The organism is Undibacterium sp. GW821-FHT07F11, assembly GCF_059418665.1.
This window is the reverse complement of sequence record NZ_JBWKQH010000010.1, coordinates 220,172-238,622: the sequence shown is the minus strand read 5'-3', so window position 1 is coordinate 238,622 and position 18,451 is coordinate 220,172. Positions and strand designations below refer to the sequence as shown.

The following is an 18,451-nucleotide window of genomic DNA, read 5'->3' as shown; positions in this document are numbered from 1 at the left end:
TTTAAACATGGTGTTTAATTGAGCATCATGGAAGACAAAGAAATCATTATTCATTTGGGTGGGCCTGCAAAGGTTGCGGAGTTGTTGAATCTTGACAAAGCCCGCGGCGGGGTTCAACGCGTTCAAAATTGGATGACGCGTGGAATTCCACCGAAGCAGAAACTTGCACATCCTGAATTGTTCCTTCCAGGCGTCTCCGGAATCGATCCGAAGAAAAAAAATAGCATCCTTTGATTGTGCTTGAGGAACCCTATCATGTCCGCAAACCCCACCTGGAAAGGAAAGCTCCGTGCCGCATGCATGGTGCTTTCAAACGCACCCGTCAGCGAAAATCTTGCAGAAATGCTGGGCACTGACCTCAAAGCATTGGGCATTTCAGATGGCCCGTTACTCAGCGCGGAATCATCTGCACGGTTACGAGCGCACATAGAGCAGCAGGCGGCCACGGTCTTGTATGAAGTGATTCTCGGGGTTTGCGAAGCGAATCCAGCAATTTCAATAGCGATAGACAAACGACTGAGGCAAGTGGGTAACCACGCCAATGGTACTGGCACGCCTGTTGAAATGACTTCCGAAGAAAAACTGTTTGTGCCAGGTGCCGAAGAAGTTCCGTCATCGCTGGCGGAACTAAAGAAGCAGACAGACCTATTGATATTAATCCAGGCATCCCTACAGAGCCAAGACGAAGTGAATCGCGCTATTAGGAGAGCGGTGGCGCCTGATGGGGAGAGTTTGTCGGTGCGTGCTGTCGGATGACTTCTGCAAGAGCAATTCTTCGTACTTCTGCAGCAAACAGTAGTTCTTGATAGTCCATGGGAGATTCCTTTCAGAAGAATCATTGTTGAGGGACTTTGATTGTACATGTTGGGAATCTCCCGCCTTATTCGATGTATGTAGTTTGATTTTTTTTACCAATTTGAGCCACTCAACTGCTCTCAACTTTGTTGCGAGGAAATATGAACCAAAAGCAATTACCCATTCCAATCGAGGTTAGAGCAGATGAAATCGCTCGTAAGCAAACCCTTGGTTCCGCGATGGAATTGTGTGCCGAGCTGGGTGGCTTTGCCCTTGATAAAGAGCTGCAACAAGAATTGGAGGTCGATAAGGCACAGTTCTCTCGTTGGCTCGCCGGCACCGAGGGCATCGTTTGGCCTAAGTTTCAGCGCTTGATGGATGTTTGTGGCAATGACGCACCAATCCTTTGGATGTTGCACCAACGGGGTTACGACCTGGAATCCTTGCGCAAACGTGAATCTGAGATGGCGAAACGTCTGCGCATGATGGAAGAAGAATGCGACCGACATCGCCAAGAAAATGCACTGCTGCGCGACATCATCCAAGGTCGGAGGCCTACATGAGCACAAGCCTCTTTGATCCGTCTGCACGCACAGCCGAACGACACATCGCAAACAACACGAATAAGACCATTGCGCCTTCTTCAATGCGATTCTGCTATGGCCCGCGCTGCCGCGGCGGTTCTGGCCAGTCACGTTCTATCCAACAATTCAAGAATGAACGTGGCGAGGTTGTATTTGAACATTGCCGTAATTGCAGAGGTGTCAAATGATCATTGTTGAAGAGAAAGTCAGTTATTTGACCATCACTGGCGCACCTAACCTCGACCCTATTTATGTGACTCTGCATGACCTGGAACCACGCAGAGGCAGAATCATTTTTGCTTGCTGGGATAAAGCATGGATTGGGTATTGGGGTGGCATGGGTGAGCAAACCATCGCTCAATTCTTCCGCACCATGAATACCCAATACATTGCAAATTGCGTCTGCGGCCAAATGCCGCACACCGTCGTTGACGCAGAAAGCATCGAGGCGGCAGGTAAAGAGCGCGTTGCTAAATTACTTGCAGATCACGAAATTGATGAAGATGAAGCTGAAGAGTTGAATGACAAACTTGATAGCTTTTGCACCGATGACCCTCATACCGAACACGAACTGTTGCTGAAGATATTTGGCGACGAATGGTGGTGCATCCTGCCGAGCAGGCCAAATCCTGAGTATGAGTACCTCTGCAGGATTATCTCCGCAATACAAGACGCATTGCTCATGCAGCAGCGCTCCGAGGTGCCAGCATGACACGGCGCCGTAAGCTGACAGAACAGCAGGTTATCGCGATCCGTGCCCAGCACGTACCACGCAAGCATGGCTGCGGGTATGGAGCACTGGCCGCTAGGTATGGAGTGGCACCCGCCACGATCCGGGACATCGTCCAGCTTGCGACATATATCGACCTCATAAAAAAACAAAGCCCGGCAGCGCTAACTGCCGGACCTCTACCAAAACCGCACATATAAAGGATGTGAGCAATGGATGTCTGTATTTTAAACGAACAATTGCGATTGCGCACGCATACCGTTGGCACCAGGAGGCATGATTAATGACCTCCGCTTATGATCAATTCCTGCGGGAAAAGATAAAGATGGCCAGTTACAAAGGCTTCGATGTCCCCATGGAAGAAATCAATCCAGGGCTGAAGCCTCACACCAGGGAGATTGTCCGCTGGGCGCTCCAGGGTGGACAGCGCGCCATCTTCGCAAGTTTCGGCCTGCACAAGACAGCGACACAGCTGGAGATATTGCGGCAGATAGGTATTCATAAGCCAGGCCTGCGCCTACAGGTTGCACCGCTTGGTGTCCGCACTGAATTCCGGCAAGAGGTTCAGAAGCGCTTCCGTCACGATATGAAGATTGACTTGAGATTCATTCGCCGTGATAGCGAGATCGATGATCCGGCCACGCTGTACATGACCAACTATGAAGCGGTGCGCGAAGGAAATATCACAGTTTCGAAGTTCCGCGCGACCAGCCTTGATGAGGCTAGCGTGTTGCGTAGCTATGGAAGCAAAACATACCAGGAGTTTCTGCCTGCTTTTGAACCGGTTGAATTCAAGTTTGTCGCAACTGCAACGCCATCGCCTAATAGATTCAAGGAACTGATTCATTACGCCGGCTACCTTGGTGTCATGGATACAGGCCAGGCTCTGACCAGGTTCTTCCAGCGTGACAGCGAGAAGGCAGGTAATTTGACGCTGTACCCGCACAAGGAACAAGAATTCTGGCTGTGGGTTGCCAGTTGGGCAGTGTTTATTCAGAAACCCAGTGATCTGGGCCATTCTGATATTGGCTACGACTTGCCAGCTATCGATGTCCGGTACCACGAGATACCAAGCGACTACACCAGTGCAGGTGTAGAAAAGAATGGTCAGGGTTTGCTGATTCCCGATGTTGCATTGGGCTTGTCAGCTGCCGCTGGCGAAAAACGGAACAGCATGTCAACCCGCATTGAAAAGGTTGCTGAGCTGGTATCCGCAAACCCCAATGATCATTTCGTGGTCTGGCATGACTTGGAAGATGAACGGCATGCAATTCAGAAAGCAATCCCTGAAGCAGTAAGTGTCTGGGGCTCACTGGATCTGGATGAGCGCGAAAACCGGATAGTTGCTTTCGGTGATGGCCAGCACCGTATTTTGTCCACGAAACCCGTCATTGCCGGATCCGGATGCAACTTCCAGCGCCACTGCCATCGCGAGATATTTGCTGGTATTGGCTTCAAATTCAATGACTTCATCCAGGCGATCCACCGGGTCCACCGCTTTGGGCAGGAGCATCCTGTTCGGATAGACATCATCTATACAGAGTCTGAAAGGGAAGTACTACGCACTCTGCAGGCCAAGTGGAAGCAACATGAAGAAATGAGCGAAAAAATGACAGAAATCATCCGTACATACGGTCTGAATCAATTGGCAATGCAGGAGAGCCTGGCCAGATCGATAGGAGTGAAGCGCATTGAAGTTTCCAGTGATCTCTTCACTGTTGCCAATAATGATTGTGTGGAAGAGGCAAAGCTGCAGCCGGAAAATTCAGTTGACCTGATCATCACCAGCATACCGTTTGCAAACCATTACGAATACACGCCGTCATATAACGATTTTGGACACACCTCTGACAATGCGCATTTCTGGGCACAGATGGATTTTCTCACACCTGAACTACTGCGAATCCTGAAGCCTGGCCGTGTGTATGCCTGCCACGTCAAGGACCGTATTAACTTCGGCAACGTGACTGGCGCCGGCATCCCGACTGTCAGTCCATTCCATGCAGAGGCGTTGTTTCACGGGTTGAAGCATGGATTTGACTACATGGGCATGATCACGGTGGTCACCGATGTCGTCAGAGAGAACAATCAGACATACCGCCTGGGCTATACGGAGATGTGCAAGGACGGGACCAAGATGGGCGTCGGCAGTCCAGAGTACATATTGCTTTTTCATAAACCACAGTCTGATCGTAGCCGTGGTTACGCTGACATGCCGGTAACCAAGTCCAAAGATGAATACAGCCTGGCGCGCTGGCAGGTGGATGCGCATGCAAATTGGCGCAGTAATGGTAATCGTCTGCTAACCGCGGAAGAGATGGCTGGCTATGGCCCGGCCAAGCTGGCAAAGATGTACACCGACTACAGCCTAGAGAATGTCTACGATTATGATTTCCACGTGCGCATAGGTGAAGAGTTGGCTGAGCGCGGTGCGTTGCCAACCAAGTTCATGAGCCTTATGCCTGGCAGTCACCAGGATGACGTATGGCACGATGTTGTGCGCATGCATACGCTGAACGGTAATCAAGCTTCTCGGGCCGTCGAGAAGCACGTTTGTCCCCTTCAGTTCGATATTGTTGATCGCCTGATTGATCGGTACAGCAATAAGGGCGAGCGCGTCTATGACCCGTTTGCTGGTCTGGGTACGACACCTTACCGCGCAATTCTGAAGGGGCGCACTGGTGGTGGCTCAGAACTCAACCCTGCCTATTTCATGGACCAGGTGCATTACCTCCGCGCAGCCGAGCGTCAAGTCAGCATGCCCGGGCTTTTTGATTTCGAGCAGCTTGAGGAAGCAGCATGATGCAAACTCGACTGGGGTCTTTGATTGAAAGTCTGACAAACGTAGCTATAGGCTATTTTGTCGCGCTTGCCTCGCAGCTGATCATCTTCCCCTGGTATGGTATTCGGTTGCCACTTGCCGAGAACATCAAGATTGGTATTTGGTTCACCATTGTCAGCGTTGTGCGGTCTTACGTCATCTGCCGCTGGTTTAACGGTTTCAAGGCTAAATCATGAGCACGCATCAACTCGACATATTCGAAGGCGGTGCCAAGCGATTGCAGATGTCAGAGTCGATTGAACTCACTATTCAATCACTGCAGGCATACTGCGATGCGCATGATCACTGGGGACTGGCTTGGTCTGGCGGCAAAGACTCGAGTGCAACATTGACGCTTGTAATTTATTTATTAGATACGGGCAAGATTCGCAAACCCAAGTCGTTCACCGTTTTCTATGCTGACACACGGCAGGAATTGCCACCGCTCGCGCATGCCGCAAGATTGATCATGGATGAGCTTGCTGATCGTGGCATCCAGGTCGAAGTTGTCACCGCTCCGATGGATAAGCGGTTCATGGTCTACATTCTCGGTCGCGGCGTGCCACCCCCAAATAACAACACTCTTCGCTGGTGCACACGTCAGATCAAGATTGATCCTATGGAGCAGGCGCTGCGCGACAGGCTTGAGCAGCTCGATGGCCAGATCCTGATGATCACTGGGGTTCGTCAGGGTGAAAGTGCAATTCGCGACCGTCGCATAGAAATGAGTTGCAGCAAAGATGGTGCCGAATGCGGGCAGGGTTGGTATCAGCAGGTATTGCCAAATGCAAAAGGCCTGCGCGGCCGCCTCGCAACCTTGGCACCTTTGTTGCACTGGAGGGTTTGCCATGTATGGGAGTGGCTCAAGCATTGGGCGCCAAGCGCCGAGTTTGGTGACTGGAGTACTGCCACGATCGCCGATGCGTACGGCGGGGACGAGGCCGAAGAGATAAATGCCCGCACTGGCTGTATTGGATGTCCACTGGCAGCGGAAGACACCGCTCTTGACACAATACTGACCAATCCATCGCATGCCTACCTTGCTCCATTAAAAGGCCTGAAGGTGCTTTGGCGTGAACTGCGTGAGCCACAGTATCGATTACGCAAACCCGGCTTGGAACTGCTCAAGGACGGATCACATGCGAAGAACCCGCAGCGCATGGGCCCGATCACATTCGATGGTCGCTTAATGGGTCTTGAACGTGTACTGGTCATCCAGGCTCAAGTCAACGAGGTTGCAAGGGCAACAGGTCGTCCAGAGATCGATTTAATAAATCCACAAGAAGAAGCGCGTATTCGTGAATTGATTGAGTTACAGACCTGGCCTCAGGGCTGGGAAGGTGACGAGCCTACTGCCGATACGGTGATGGATATCGTTTATCAGAATGGTGCTGTACAGCCTCGTCTATTTTCTGAGGCGGAGTTGTGATCAAAATTTGGTTTAAGGAGATTGGGTTTGCCAGGGGTTATTTATGAGCAAGGATGATGTAAAGCCAACGCCGAAGAGTCGTTACCGCAAGATTGAAGTAAGGATGTGGGGCGACTTGAAATTCCGCGATCTTTCGCCGTTGCCAGCCTGCGGCCAAGGATTGTGGTTGTTTTTATTAACTGGCCCACACACTGGCCCTATACCTGGCTTGTTTCGTACAGGTCGTGCAGCCATGGCAGAAGAATTGAATTGGGAGTTGGAAGCCTTCGACAAAGCCTTCGGGGAAGTCTTTCAGCAAGGCATGGTGGAAGCCGACTGGAAGGCTAAGGTCGTGTGGATACCAAAGGCTATCGAATGCAATCGACCAGAGTCACCAAACGTTGTTTTGAGTTGGGGTGGCGAGTGGGATTTGATACCGGAATGTGCGCTGAAATGTGATGCATACGAATCGCTGAAAGCTAGCATCTACGTGCTTGGAGAGGCTTTCGCAAAGGCTTTCGATAAGGCTTTCGCGAAGCCTTCCTTAAAGCCTTCAGGCAAGGCTATGCCAAAGACATGCGCTAATCAGGAACAGGAACAGGAACAGGAACAGGAACAGGAACAGGAACAGGAACAGGAACAGGAACAGGAGAAAGCTTTACCCCCCGCGCAACCAGCTTTAGTAAATCAACCAGTGCCCGAAAAAATCGATTCTGAGCGCGGGGTTGCAACAGCGGTGCAATTGGCAATTGCTTTCCGAGCGGAAAAAGTCATCGTTCAAGCTGGTAACCCGACGCTAGATGCGCTAGCGAGAAAGGGGTGCACGATAGATTTGGCGAAGGCTGCGTGCGCGGAAGCTCACAATTCAAAGCCGAATGAGGTTATCTCGTTCGGTTACGTTTTGAGCATCATTGAGCGATGGCAAAGAGAGGCAGAGCGCGTGGGCAACACAAAAGGGCAATTGCCACTGGCGCGTGCTTCGCCAGGCGGAAAACCAGTATCAAAACAAAGCAATTTTAGCAGCTTGAACTATGACGAGGGTATTGGCGAAAATGGACGACTTCTCTAAAAAAAATGTTATCCAAACAGAATCAAAAACAGTGCTTTGTGCTGTGCATGGTGAGTTTGTGAGTAACGCAATAAAGATTGGGGAAAAAGTAATGCTCTGGTCGCCGTGCCCGCAATGCTCACAGGCAGGTATCAAGGCTGCTGATGCCGCAAAAAACGCCAAAGAGATCGAGGAAAAACAGCGAAATCTCGAATCAACGATGAAGCGTACCGGCATTCCGAAGCGATATCAGAAGAAAGATTTCTCAACCTATGTTGTTGAAAATGACGGACAGGAAAAAGCGTTAGCCGAGGCGATGCAGTTTGCAATGGATTTTGAAAAACATCGTACGGCCGGTACTTTCGTAATTTTCTCCGGGCTTATGGGAACTGGAAAGAGTCACTTGGCGACGTCGATCGCGCTGCACGTGATGTCTGATCATACGGCTCTGTACATCAGCGCGATAGATGCGGTGCGCATGCTTCGGGATACCTGGCGCCGTGATTCCCCGGTTACCGAGTCTCAAATTCTCAACAGGCTTGTCGGTGTCGGTCTTTTGATCTTGGATGAAGTTGGCGTCCAATTTGGCACCGACGCTGAAAAGGTTCAGCTTTTCGACATTATTGACAAGCGGTACCGTGACCTCATGCCTACGATGATCCTGACAAATCAGAACGTGCCTGGCCTGAAAGAGTTCCTGGGTGAACGCAGTTATGACCGGCTTCGCGAGAACTGCATTTTCGTTAAGTTCGATTGGGAGTCTGGTCGTGGAAATGCCAACTACACGGCAACTGTGCCTGCTTGATTGGACTGCCATGGGAAATATGATTCGCTGGACACCAGAGCAATTGGCCGATTTCCAAGCAAAAAAGCAAGCCGCTCCAGTACCGGCAAAACAATCAGGCAAGGTTGCAATGCAGGCCCTAGGTAGACTCAAGTCGGGTGAAATGAACAAGACTGAAGCAGCATACGACGCTCACTTGGCGGCATTAATGCATATCGGTCAGGTGATCTGGTACCGGTTCGAGTGCATTAAATTTCGGCTCGCTGACAACACTTTCTACACGCCCGACTTCATGGTGATGATGGCTGATGGACGAATCCAGGTGCATGAGGTGAAAGGTTATTGGACGGATGATGCCAGGGTAAAGATCAAAGTGGCCGCGGGCATGTATCCATTTGATTTTATTGCAATCAAGAAGGTTAAAGGCCAGTGGCAGACGGAGACATTCTGATGCGTGCACGTAAGAAAGGGAAAGGTGGGTCTCGACGCTGGAGTGAAGACAATACACTCCTGAAAACACAACCTTGGCGCATCAAGGCTGTGTTTGATCCGCTTTTATCGATCATCGAACAACTTGAACGCGACGGTACCAAGGATGTGACGAACGACGGAACAGCAATATTTAAGGATGCCGTCGACGGTCATTGGTATGAGAGCTACACGGCAATCATTGGAGTGGTCGAAGCGTATGAGATACATGAAAAGCGCGCCGGCATAGTGATTGATCTGGAGCCATTGCGCCGTCTCGCCAAGAAGCTGAAATACGACATGATGATCTTCCCGAGTGATACGCAGGATTGCCGGGCATGCTTCGCTCGCATGCATTCGGCTTCGCTGAGCATGACTGTCGGCTACGCCAGGGAATTAATTAAAGACACGCAAATATTAGAAAAAATGACAGAGGTTGGGAAGGCACAGCAATCATGACTTTGAAAAAAGAATATTCACGCGATCCTTTGCAAATATTAATAGAAAGGGAGGAGCGGACATGCAAGGGATGTGTATTTGAACGTACCGAGCGTGTATTCGAGGTCAAGATCATCACATGTGTAAAGCTGCGTCGACATGGGAAAAGGTGTGTTTTGTATAAGGAGCGAGACTGATGAAAACCTGCAAAACTTGTATCTACTGGGAGGCTCCGCTAGATAGTAATCAAATGGAAAGGGAAATCTGTCGTCCGATTGATCCTGATTCGGATTTACCAATGGATCGTGGATTTGAAACAAACATCTGCAGAATGCCGACGCAAACCCGATTTGAACCTCCGGTTGAATCAAATGGATTTGGTCTGACCGACGGGAGTGAGTTCTACGCAGTTCTTTTCACAGCAGAAGATTTTGGATGTATCAGACATAAGGATCAAGAATGAACGAGTTATTTAATAGTACACACGATGCCTTGACGTTCGCATTCAATTACTCGAGTCAGCAATACGCATTGTCACCGATGTCTAAGCTGTCGTTAAAAGGTGCCGGGATTGGCAAGGGCCTGATATCGGTGGATGGCGCTGGCCAGGCCGGATTCATTATGGCCGCCGTAGATAGACTCACCCCAATACATAAATGCTGCATCGTGGCCAGGTATGCAATTAAGACCACTGAATGTCATTGTTGCGGTTCGGAAGCTATGACAGATCAGTACGGCGAGGCGATCTTGAACCTGATGGAATTCTGCATCAAAGGTGGCCATATCACTGGTGTATCGGTACGAAAAGTACGGGAGTTGATAGTTCGTGCTTTCTTTGAACGTGGTATTTCGATACAGCAAGCGGCTGAGAAATATAAAGTGCAGCGTTCAACAGCTTACGATCAGAAGACGAAGATTTGGACCTGGCTGAAGAATGTAGATGCGCAGGCAGGTGAGCAAGTGGCTGATGCGATTCAACACCTTGTCGCAGGCTCTTGCAAAAAGTAGCATTCCGGTTTATAGTGCTTTTCATATACACGTCATCAGTGTGCCCAAGGCCCTAAATTCTCGGATTTAGGGCCTTTTTGTTTTGGAAAAATCATTAAGGAAATGCCATGTCTGTTCGCGCAAAATTCAAAGTTTCTTCTGTTACTGAAATTGAAGGTGGGTTGAAATCAGTGAAGTTGCAGCCGGTCACAAGTGGAAGTCAAGAGAATGCGGAATTCTATAAGTGGACTCCATCAGGCAGTATTGATCTTTGCACCATCAATGAAGCAGCAGCCGCTCAATTTAAGCCTGGTCTGGAGTTCTATGTAGACTTCACTCCAGTCGCTCAGTAGCACCAAAACGAATGTTGGTATTAGTGCTGAACATTCGTGTTGGTGTTTGACGGCGAGTGATTGCCGGAGCTGGTTTAACGGTAACGTAGATAATGGTTGGCTTGGCTCTATGGCCTGTAAGCCTCCTACAAGGGTTCGAATCCCTTATTGCTCGAAGCTGAGCACCAACAAACCATCTAAGTTTTAAGCGGGATTAGCTGAGGGGATTAGCGCAATCCTTCCAAGTTTGAGACATCGGTTCGATTCCGATATCCCGCTCCACTATTCAGCGAGGTGATTTATGGACTCCATGGATGCTGATGAAGTACGTCGCAGGCTCGGCCCATACTGGCCAAAGCCAAGGAAGTGATCATAAATATGCAAATTACACTCAAGGTCAAGGTTGCATGGTGGGTGCCTGTCTATGTCAACACTATGGCGTTCATATGCAGGCTGACAAATCAGTTGCCTAATGAAGACAAGATGGCTTATTGGGTTATGCGTGGAATAACTATCGAGTTGCATGATCCAAAACCAGAGAATGTAAAGACATTTGCAAGAAAACTTCGAGATATTAATTGCAAGAAACCGACAGCTAGGACTCCATCATGATGGCGATCGGACTTGCAATAGCATCTTTCTGTTGGTATATCGCTGGCGGTTATTACGAAGCACTTGAGTTATCCCATGATCCGGTCACCCGGAGGAAATTTAAACAGCGTGGTGACTGGTTGACCAGGATAGCTAAATATGGGGTCATGATATTTATCCAGGGTGCATGCGTTTGGTTGTGGAAGGTGGCACCATGAAGTTGCACAATCTTAAGCCAAAGCTCGCAGTACTCAACACCATGATTGCTGGTGTCATTGCAACTCCACGACAGCGTGGTAGCGGATGGATGTCACGCCGTGCAAAGCTCTTAGCAGCAAACCCGCTATGTTGTGAGTGTGAGAAGCACGGCCGCACGACGATGGCAGTAGAGGTCGATCACGTGATCCCTTTGTGCTTTGGTGGCCCTGACATCGATTCCAACACCCAGAACCTCTGCACCCCATGCCATGAGGCCAAGACCCGCCAGGATCTCGCTGGCGCTGGCACCCGGGGGGGGTAGGTTTCGCCGAAGAAATTTTTATTTTTTTGGAAACCGCTCTGATCCCACGCGTAGATTTTTTCCTCTTCGGAGATTTTGTTAATGGCATTAACAGGCAAGAAGTTGCTCTTCGCCGATGCTGTTCTCGCAGGCAAGACCAATAAGGAAGCCGCGATAATCGCAGGCTATAGCGCCAAGACGGCGTCACCTGCTGGGTCCCGGCTTGTTAAAGACAAACAAGTAGCTGCATACCTTGCAATACACCGCGCCCAGGCCGAATCGGCCGCGGGAGAAGCGGCGCAACCGGCACAACCAGCGCCACCACAAACTGAACCAGAGAAGTCAAAGCCCACTTTCGACTTGAGCAAGGCAATCCAGCATACGGATCCTAAAAACTTCCTGATTGCAGCGATGAACGATATTGAACTGGGCGAGAAGTTGCGAATTGATGCTGCCAAGGCACTGATGCCTTTCATGCATGCCAAGAAAGGCGAGTCAGGCAAAAAGGAAGACGCCGCGGCGGCGGCTGCCAAGGCAGGCAACAGTGGCAGGTTCGCTTCCGGTGCTCCGCCTAAGCTAGTTGTCAACAACGGTAAGTAATGGAATGGTCAACAGAGTGTCTCGATTGGGAAAAACGGATTGTCGAAGGGAAGTCATTAGTCCCGTTTGAGCCTTTGTTTCCAGGGGAGGCTCAGGGAGGTCTGGACATATTCAACCAACTCCGTGTTGTCGACATGCCAGGCATCCCGACCATGGGCGAGGTATCCAGATCTTGGATATCTGATTTTGTGGCATCTATTTTTGGTGCTTACGATCCTGAGACCGGGCGCCGCATGATCAGCGAGTTTTTCCTTCTGATCAGTAAGAAGAACACGAAATCGACCACGGCAGCTGGCATCATGATGACCGCGCTGACCAGGAACTGGCGTCAATCAGGCGAGTTTCTGATTCTGGCACCGACAATCGAGATCGCGAACAATTCGTTTTTCCCGGCGCGGGACATGGTCAAGCATGATGAAGAATTGTCTGATCTCTACCAGGTGCAAGAGCATACCAGGACCATTAAGCATCGCAATACAGATGCCACACTGAAAGTCGTTGCGGCGGACAGTGATACGGTTGGCGGGAAAAAAGCCATTGGAGTACTTGTTGATGAGCTCTGGCTTTTTGGGAAACAACCCAAAGCAGAGAACATGCTGCGCGAAGCCTGCGGCGGTTTGGCATCGAGGCCCGAAGGCTTTACGATTTTTCTGTCAACGCAATCAGATGAGCCGCCTGCAGGGGTATTCAAGCAAAAGTTGAAATATGCACGTGGTGTGCGCGACGGTAGGATCAAAGATAACAAGTTTCTGCCAATCTTGTATGAATTTCCCAAGGTGATGCTCGACAAGAAAGAGCATCGTAACCCAAAGAATTTTTACGTAACAAATCCCAATCTGGGCGCGTCAGTCGATACAGAATTTCTGGAACATGAGTACAGAAAAGCTGTGGAAAATGGCGAAGAGTCAATGTGTGGCTTTTTGGCAAAGCATGCCAACGTAGAAATTGGACTGGCCTTGATGTCTGACCGCTGGGCCGGCGCAGATTTCTGGGAGGCCGCTGCAATTCCAGTGTTTAGCCTTGAAGAATTATTAGAGCGCTGCGAAGTAATTGATATTGGTATTGATGGTGGTGGTTTGGACGATTTGCTGGGGTTTGCGGCCGTTGGCAGGTGTGAAGGATCAGGCGAATGGCTTGCCTGGACGCATGCATGGGCACATCCTTCTGTCCTCGAACGCAGGAAAGAGGTTGCTGCTAGGCTAGAGGATTTTAGTAAAGAGGGCACGCTCACTCTTGTTAAAAAGATTGGTGATGACGTCGAAGCGGTGGCTATGCTAGCTGAGCAAATTTTTGAATCGGGAAAGCTCGACAAAATCGGATGTGACCCTGCTGGCCTGGGAGCAATTCTTGAAGCTCTGGTTGGGGCCGGGATACCTGAAGCAAGTATTGTAGGTATTTCCCAGGGTTGGAAGATGAACGGAGCGATAAAGACCGCAGAACGCAAATTGGCAGAAGAAAAGTTGCTTCACGGAGGTCAGCCGATGATGGCCTGGTGTGTTGGTAACGCGAAGGTTGAGCCACGCGGGAATGCAGTCATTATTACAAAGCAGGCTTCAGGCACGGCCAAGATCGATCCGCTGATGGCAATGCTCAACGCGATATCACTTATATCGCTGAACCCGCCGGCACCGAAGCCTAAGCATCAATTGTTCTTCGTTTAAATTTTCAAGGATGGCAAATTGACTTGTATTGTTGGAGTTGTCTCAGACGGAAAAGTCTTTATTGGTGGTGATTCTGCAGGTGTTGCTGGATGGGACCTTACGGTCAGGGCTGATAAAAAGGTTTTCGCGAATGGCGCAGCCATATTTGGTTTTACTTCGTCATTCAGAATGGGGCAATTGATCAGGTACTCGTTCACCTTACCCGCCAGAAGTTCGGATAAAGACGTCTTTGAATACATGTGCACGGACTTTGTCGATGCAATACGTCAATGCCTTAAAGATGGTGGGTTTGCACAAAAAATAAACGAGGAAGAAAAGGCTGGAACTTTCCTTGTTGGATACGCTGGACGCCTATTCAGAATCAATTCCGACTATCAAGTCGAAGAAGGAACTGCTGACTACGCAGCATGCGGGTGTGGTGATTCTCTTGCAATAGGTGCTCTCCATGTACTCGCAGAAATGAAGCCTCGCAAACGTCTCTTGAAAGCGCTGGAAGTCGCAGAGGCGCACAGCGCTGGCGTTCGTGGACCATTTCACATCGTATCTATTTAGAAATTTACATTATTTGATTTGAAAGCCCTCAATTCGAGGGCTTTTTTGTTTTTGGAGCTATGACAATGAAGCGTGCTTACTCGACGATCGAGATAAAAGCCATGGAAGGCGAAGGTAATAAAAGAACCTTCACTGGCATTGCATCCACACCTACAGCAGACCGTTCAGGCGATATCGTGCTTCCTAAAGGTGCGAAATTCAAATTGCCAATCCCCCTGCTTTGGCAACACAACAGCACCCAGCCAATAGGATGGGTGACCGACGCCAAAGTGACTGGTACAGGCATTGAGATCAAATGCGAAGTTGCTGATATCCCTGACGACGGCGACCTAAAAAAACGCCTGGATGAAGCTTGGCAAGCCATCAAATATAAGCTGGTTCGCGGGTTATCCATTGGATTCAATCCGCTAAAGTACTCTCGCATTGCTGAAACATACAGCTATGAGTATCAGGAGTGGGAATGGCTGGAGCTTTCCGCCGTAACGATCCCAGCCAACTCTGATGCCTCAATCCAATCCATCAAGTCCGTAGCAAAAACTGAGCAGGCCGCGTCCGGCCAGCATGCCAGCAAAGCACCGGTCTTGAAATCTACCCCCGACGCCTCGGGAAAATCTTCAAATATCAACCCGAAAGGTATCCTCATGAAAACGCTACAAGAGTTGCGCGAAGAGCGCGCACAAAAAGCGGCACGTCAAAATGAACTGATGGAGCTGCGTAAATCTGAAAACAATCGCCGCTTCACTGCCGACGAAGCTACTGAATTCGATGCCCTGGCAGAAGAAATCGGTAACTTGGATGACGATATCCGCGTTAAACAGTACGAAATGACCAATGCGGCAGCTGCTACACCTATCCAGGGAAAAAGCAGCGAAGAAGGTTCTCGCAGCCGTGCTGGTGTCAGCTTTGTCCGTAAGCAAGATCCCGACGACAAATTTAAAGGGCAAGCATTCACCCGCCTGGCGATTGCTAAAGCTGCCAGTTTCATCGCCTTAAAGGACGGCAACTTTGTCTCGCCAGCACAAATCGCTGAGAAACGCTGGGGAAAATCTCATCCAAATCTGGTGAACTGGATTAAAGCAGCTGTTGCTGGTGGTGGTACCGGTTCTGGTGAGTGGGGTGCTGAACTCGCCCAGTCTGACACACGCTTCAACGGCGACTTCATTGAATTTCTGTATTCGATGACGATCTTCGACCGCCTGCCATTGCGCTCTGTGCCTGCACGCGTCCATATCAAGGGACAAGATGGTGCGGCAACTGGTTACTGGGTAGGTGAATCCAAGGCAATTCCAGTAAGCAAACCGGACTTTTCCGACGTTGAACTGACACCACTGAAAGTTGGCGCAATTGCCGTTTGCTCTAAAGAACTGATTGCCGACAGTGATCCTTCTGCAGAATTGTGGATCCGTGATTCCATCGTTCAGGCAAGTGCGCAGCGCGTTGATACGACTTTCCTGGGTGCTGCTGCTGCAAGTGCTGGTGTCAGTCCTGCAGGTATATTGAATGGACTGTCTTTGGCATCGCCATCTGGTACCGATGCTGATGCCGTCCGTGCAGACTTGATGACGCTGTATTCTGCGTTCCTTGCTGCGAAAAACGCTTCTGGCCTGGTCCAGATCATGACGCCAAGCATGGCAAAGGCGCTGCAAATGCTGCGCAACTCTCTGGGGCAGCGTGAATTCCCTGATATCCGTGCTGACGGTGGCACGCTCGAAGGCGATCAGGTATTCACAGGTGACAACGTCACTCCAGGTAACTGGATCCTGCTGAAACCATCTGACATCTGGAAAATTGGCGATGCTGGTATCGAGTTGTCTATGTCTGATACAGCAACCATTGAGCAGAACGATGCTCCGCAAGGTGCCGGTGATACACCAACGGCAGCTTCTGCGACTGTGATGTCTCTGTGGCAAACCGAGCAGGTCGGCTTCAAACTGACACGTCGCATCAACTATGCCAAACGTCGCGCGTCTGCCGTAGCAGGGCTGCAAGATGCTGAATACGGTGGCGTAGTCAGCTAATCAGTAACGGCAATATTAAACAGGGGGGCTTCGGCTCCCTGTTTATACAAGGGGACTCCATGATTGCGATGAAATGTACCAAAACTCTGGTGTATGCTGGCCAGCGGTTTAACCCAGGCGACAGCTTCTTTGCTAAAACTGACAAGGATGCCCGCGTACTGACGGCTATTAAAAAGGCAGAGCGATCAGTAGATGCAATAAAAGCGACTTCTGTTATGACGCATATTGCGGAAAAGATAGTGCCGAAAGTGCTAGCGACAGATATGGTCGCGGTGACTTCGCCAATAGTTGAGGAAAAGATTCTCGACGTACCACCAGAAAATGTAACTGACCTGCAAGAATCGGTCACCGCAGGTGAAGACGAGCAACCATTACAACCGGTAGTTGAAGAAAAAGAAGAAGAAAAAACTATTCCGCCAGCCGCCACGCCAGTAGCAGTGCCCACACCAGAGCCAGTTGTAAAAACGACTCGCAGTAAAAAAGGCGCTGCAAAACAATGAAATTAACAAGCCGTGTGCGCGCCGCTGCATCTGCAGCTTTGTCGATACTGAAGGGTTTGCCGACTCTGTCAGGTGTTGATGGTAACCGCGGCTGGTTCTCGCTTTTCCGAAGCAATAAGGATTTGAACTGGCAGTCAGATAAAAAAGTCAGCCAGGATGCAATACTGGCCTTTGCGCCGGTCTATTCCTGTATGACACTGATCGCAAGTGACATAGGTAAAATTTGCCTACGCTTAATGGATCTGGAAGACGGTATCTGGGTGGAAACCACCAATCCTGCATTCAGTCCGCTGTTAAGAAAGCCAAATCATTTTCAGACGCGTCAGCAATTTATTGAAACATGGGTACTATCCAAGCTTACTCATGGCAACACAATTGCGTTGAAGATTCGCGATAACAGAAATATTGTTACTGCCCTTTATATACTGGACTGGAATAGAGTCACACCGCTGGTGGCACCTGATGGATCTATTTATTACCAGGTAATGAGAGACGATCTGTCGAAGTTGCCTGCCGACCAGCCAGCAATACCAGCATCAGAAATAATACATGACCGGATGGAATGCTTGTTTCATCCACTGATTGGAATATCGCCGCTGACAGCCGCATATTTGCCAGCATCCCAGGGCATGCGCATTCAGCAAAACTCTGACACATTTTTCAAGAACATGAGTCGCCCGAGTGGTTTTTTGACCGCCCCAGGTGCGATCGATGACGAAACTGCCAATCGCTTGAAAAAGAGTTGGGAAGACAATTACTCGGGTGGAAATGTTGGACGCATGGCGGTTTTAGGCAATGACCTTAAATATATGGGCATGACGGTGAACCCGAATGACGCTCAACTGGTGGAACAACTGAAATTATCAGGCGAGCAAATATGCTCTGCTTTTCACGTGCCCCCATACATGGTCGGCGTCGGCACGTTGCCGTCTCAAAATATCGAGGCGCTGAATCAGCAGTACTACACCCAGTGCCTGCAAAAAATGATCAATGCGATCGAAGACCTGCTTGATGATGGCCTGGGGCTATTGAAGCTTGGCTACAGATCTGAATTCGATTTGGAAGACTTGCTGCGCATGGATACAGAAACACGTATCAAAGCAATCACCGAAGCGATAAAAGGTTCCTTGATGGCGATAAACGAGGGGCGCAAGAAATTTGGGTACAAACCTCTGCCAGGCGGCGATTCAGTGTATATGCAGCAGCAAAACTACTCTCTGGAAGCGCTGGTTAAACGCGATTCCAAGGCAGATCCATTCGCAAAAGACTCGTCTACTAGCGGAACTAACCTCCCATCAACCCCAGTCGAACCCGATGATGTCACATCATTGACCGAGGCAAAGGATCTCCTCGACTATATAAGAAAGGGCTTGGAATGCACACAGACCTGAAAGCCCTCGGCGATGCTGTAATCGAGTCGGTCAAAGGCTATGTAACCAAAGCCACTTCTGCAATCTGGGAGCGTATGAATGCCCTGGATGAGCGCATCAAGACCATACCTGCAGGTCAGCGTGGTGAAATAGGTGAGAAGGGAACGGATGGAATGCCGGGTGCCCAGGGCCCAGCCGGTGCTGACGGTGCCGCGGGCGAAAAAGGTGATCGCGGTGAGCCAGGGCCAGCGGGCCCAGCCGGGCA

General features: G+C 49.9%; 22 protein-coding genes, 2 tRNA genes and 1 pseudogene. All 25 read left to right on the top strand.

The window, feature by feature from the left end; genetic code table 11:
• Window positions 1–27: 27 nt before the first annotated feature.
• Window positions 28–234: a hypothetical protein gene (locus tag AC07OI_RS24165; protein WP_495258988.1), complete on the top strand. Its 207-nt coding sequence runs from the start codon at window positions 28–30 to the stop codon at window positions 232–234.
• Between the two features lie 21 nt (window positions 235–255).
• The gene (locus tag AC07OI_RS24160; RefSeq protein WP_495258987.1) at window positions 256–756 is read left to right on the top strand and encodes a hypothetical protein; all 501 of its coding nucleotides are present in this window, start codon (window positions 256–258) and stop codon (window positions 754–756) included.
• 200 nt (window positions 757–956) lie between these two features.
• Complete coding sequence (locus AC07OI_RS24155) at window positions 957–1,358, top strand: hypothetical protein (RefSeq protein WP_495258986.1); 402 nt, start codon at window positions 957–959, stop codon at window positions 1,356–1,358.
• Between the two features lie 205 nt (window positions 1,359–1,563).
• Window positions 1,564–2,091 (top strand): phiTE_072 family protein, encoded by a 528-nt coding sequence (locus AC07OI_RS24150; protein ID WP_495258985.1) that lies wholly within the window; start codon window positions 1,564–1,566, stop codon window positions 2,089–2,091.
• The gene (locus tag AC07OI_RS24145) at window positions 2,088–2,309 is read left to right on the top strand and encodes a hypothetical protein (protein ID WP_495258984.1); all 222 of its coding nucleotides are present in this window, start codon (window positions 2,088–2,090) and stop codon (window positions 2,307–2,309) included. The genes AC07OI_RS24150 and AC07OI_RS24145 overlap by 4 nt, the downstream gene beginning before the upstream one ends.
• Window positions 2,310–2,392: 83 nt before the next feature.
• Window positions 2,393–4,912 carry a DNA methyltransferase gene (locus tag AC07OI_RS24140; protein WP_495258983.1) on the top strand — a complete coding sequence of 840 codons (2,520 nt, stop codon included), beginning with the start codon at window positions 2,393–2,395 and terminating at the stop codon, window positions 4,910–4,912.
• Window positions 4,909–5,127, top strand: a complete 219-nt coding sequence (locus AC07OI_RS24135) for a DUF7220 family protein (RefSeq protein WP_495258982.1) — start codon at window positions 4,909–4,911, stop codon at window positions 5,125–5,127. Before AC07OI_RS24140 ends, AC07OI_RS24135 begins: the two co-directional genes overlap by 4 nt.
• The gene (locus AC07OI_RS24130; RefSeq protein ID WP_495258981.1) at window positions 5,124–6,359 is read left to right on the top strand and encodes a phosphoadenosine phosphosulfate reductase domain-containing protein; all 1,236 of its coding nucleotides are present in this window, start codon (window positions 5,124–5,126) and stop codon (window positions 6,357–6,359) included. Before AC07OI_RS24135 ends, AC07OI_RS24130 begins: the two co-directional genes overlap by 4 nt.
• A gap of 43 nt (window positions 6,360–6,402) precedes the next feature.
• On the top strand, window positions 6,403–7,407 hold the full coding sequence (locus AC07OI_RS24125) for a hypothetical protein (RefSeq protein ID WP_495258980.1): 1,005 nt from the start codon (window positions 6,403–6,405) through the stop codon (window positions 7,405–7,407).
• A complete protein-coding gene (locus AC07OI_RS24120; protein ID WP_495258979.1) occupies window positions 7,391–8,191 on the top strand; it encodes an ATP-binding protein in 801 nt (266 codons plus the stop codon). The genes AC07OI_RS24125 and AC07OI_RS24120 overlap by 17 nt, the downstream gene beginning before the upstream one ends.
• Window positions 8,160–8,621: a DUF1064 domain-containing protein gene (locus AC07OI_RS24115; protein WP_495259058.1), complete on the top strand. Its 462-nt coding sequence runs from the start codon at window positions 8,160–8,162 to the stop codon at window positions 8,619–8,621. The genes AC07OI_RS24120 and AC07OI_RS24115 overlap by 32 nt, the downstream gene beginning before the upstream one ends.
• On the top strand, window positions 8,621–9,097 hold the full coding sequence (locus tag AC07OI_RS24110; protein ID WP_495258978.1) for a hypothetical protein: 477 nt from the start codon (window positions 8,621–8,623) through the stop codon (window positions 9,095–9,097). Before AC07OI_RS24115 ends, AC07OI_RS24110 begins: the two co-directional genes overlap by 1 nt.
• Before the next feature lie 175 nt (window positions 9,098–9,272).
• The gene (locus AC07OI_RS24105) at window positions 9,273–9,539 is read left to right on the top strand and encodes a hypothetical protein (protein WP_495258977.1); all 267 of its coding nucleotides are present in this window, start codon (window positions 9,273–9,275) and stop codon (window positions 9,537–9,539) included.
• On the top strand, window positions 9,536–10,084 hold the full coding sequence (locus AC07OI_RS24100) for a hypothetical protein (protein WP_495258976.1): 549 nt from the start codon (window positions 9,536–9,538) through the stop codon (window positions 10,082–10,084). The genes AC07OI_RS24105 and AC07OI_RS24100 overlap by 4 nt, the downstream gene beginning before the upstream one ends.
• Before the next feature lie 107 nt (window positions 10,085–10,191).
• A complete protein-coding gene (locus AC07OI_RS24095; RefSeq protein ID WP_495258975.1) occupies window positions 10,192–10,416 on the top strand; it encodes a hypothetical protein in 225 nt (74 codons plus the stop codon).
• 54 nt (window positions 10,417–10,470) lie between these two features.
• A tRNA-OTHER gene (locus AC07OI_RS24090) sits at window positions 10,471–10,570 on the top strand.
• Window positions 10,571–10,603: 33 nt separating this feature from the next.
• Window positions 10,604–10,677: transfer RNA gene (locus tag AC07OI_RS24085), tRNA-Gly, on the top strand.
• A gap of 496 nt (window positions 10,678–11,173) precedes the next feature.
• Window positions 11,174–11,506: an HNH endonuclease gene (locus AC07OI_RS24080; protein ID WP_495258974.1), complete on the top strand. Its 333-nt coding sequence runs from the start codon at window positions 11,174–11,176 to the stop codon at window positions 11,504–11,506.
• A gap of 81 nt (window positions 11,507–11,587) precedes the next feature.
• Window positions 11,588–12,085, top strand: coding sequence for a terminase small subunit (locus tag AC07OI_RS24075; RefSeq protein ID WP_495258973.1), 498 nt, complete (start codon window positions 11,588–11,590; stop codon window positions 12,083–12,085).
• On the top strand, window positions 12,085–13,746 hold the full coding sequence (locus tag AC07OI_RS24070; RefSeq protein ID WP_495258972.1) for a terminase large subunit: 1,662 nt from the start codon (window positions 12,085–12,087) through the stop codon (window positions 13,744–13,746). Before AC07OI_RS24075 ends, AC07OI_RS24070 begins: the two co-directional genes overlap by 1 nt.
• Before the next feature lie 18 nt (window positions 13,747–13,764).
• Window positions 13,765–14,298: a hypothetical protein gene (locus AC07OI_RS24065; RefSeq protein WP_495258971.1), complete on the top strand. Its 534-nt coding sequence runs from the start codon at window positions 13,765–13,767 to the stop codon at window positions 14,296–14,298.
• Window positions 14,299–14,363: 65 nt separating this feature from the next.
• The gene (locus tag AC07OI_RS24060; protein WP_495258970.1) at window positions 14,364–16,316 is read left to right on the top strand and encodes a phage major capsid protein; all 1,953 of its coding nucleotides are present in this window, start codon (window positions 14,364–14,366) and stop codon (window positions 16,314–16,316) included.
• A 59-nt stretch (window positions 16,317–16,375) separates the two neighbouring features.
• Window positions 16,376–16,816: a hypothetical protein gene (locus AC07OI_RS24055; RefSeq protein ID WP_495258969.1), complete on the top strand. Its 441-nt coding sequence runs from the start codon at window positions 16,376–16,378 to the stop codon at window positions 16,814–16,816.
• On the top strand, window positions 16,813–18,207 hold the full coding sequence (locus AC07OI_RS24050) for a phage portal protein (RefSeq protein WP_495258968.1): 1,395 nt from the start codon (window positions 16,813–16,815) through the stop codon (window positions 18,205–18,207). Before AC07OI_RS24055 ends, AC07OI_RS24050 begins: the two co-directional genes overlap by 4 nt.
• Window positions 18,192–18,451, top strand: a pseudogene (locus AC07OI_RS24045) (hypothetical protein); the annotation flags it as partial. The gene AC07OI_RS24050 and the pseudogene AC07OI_RS24045, both read left to right, overlap by 16 nt.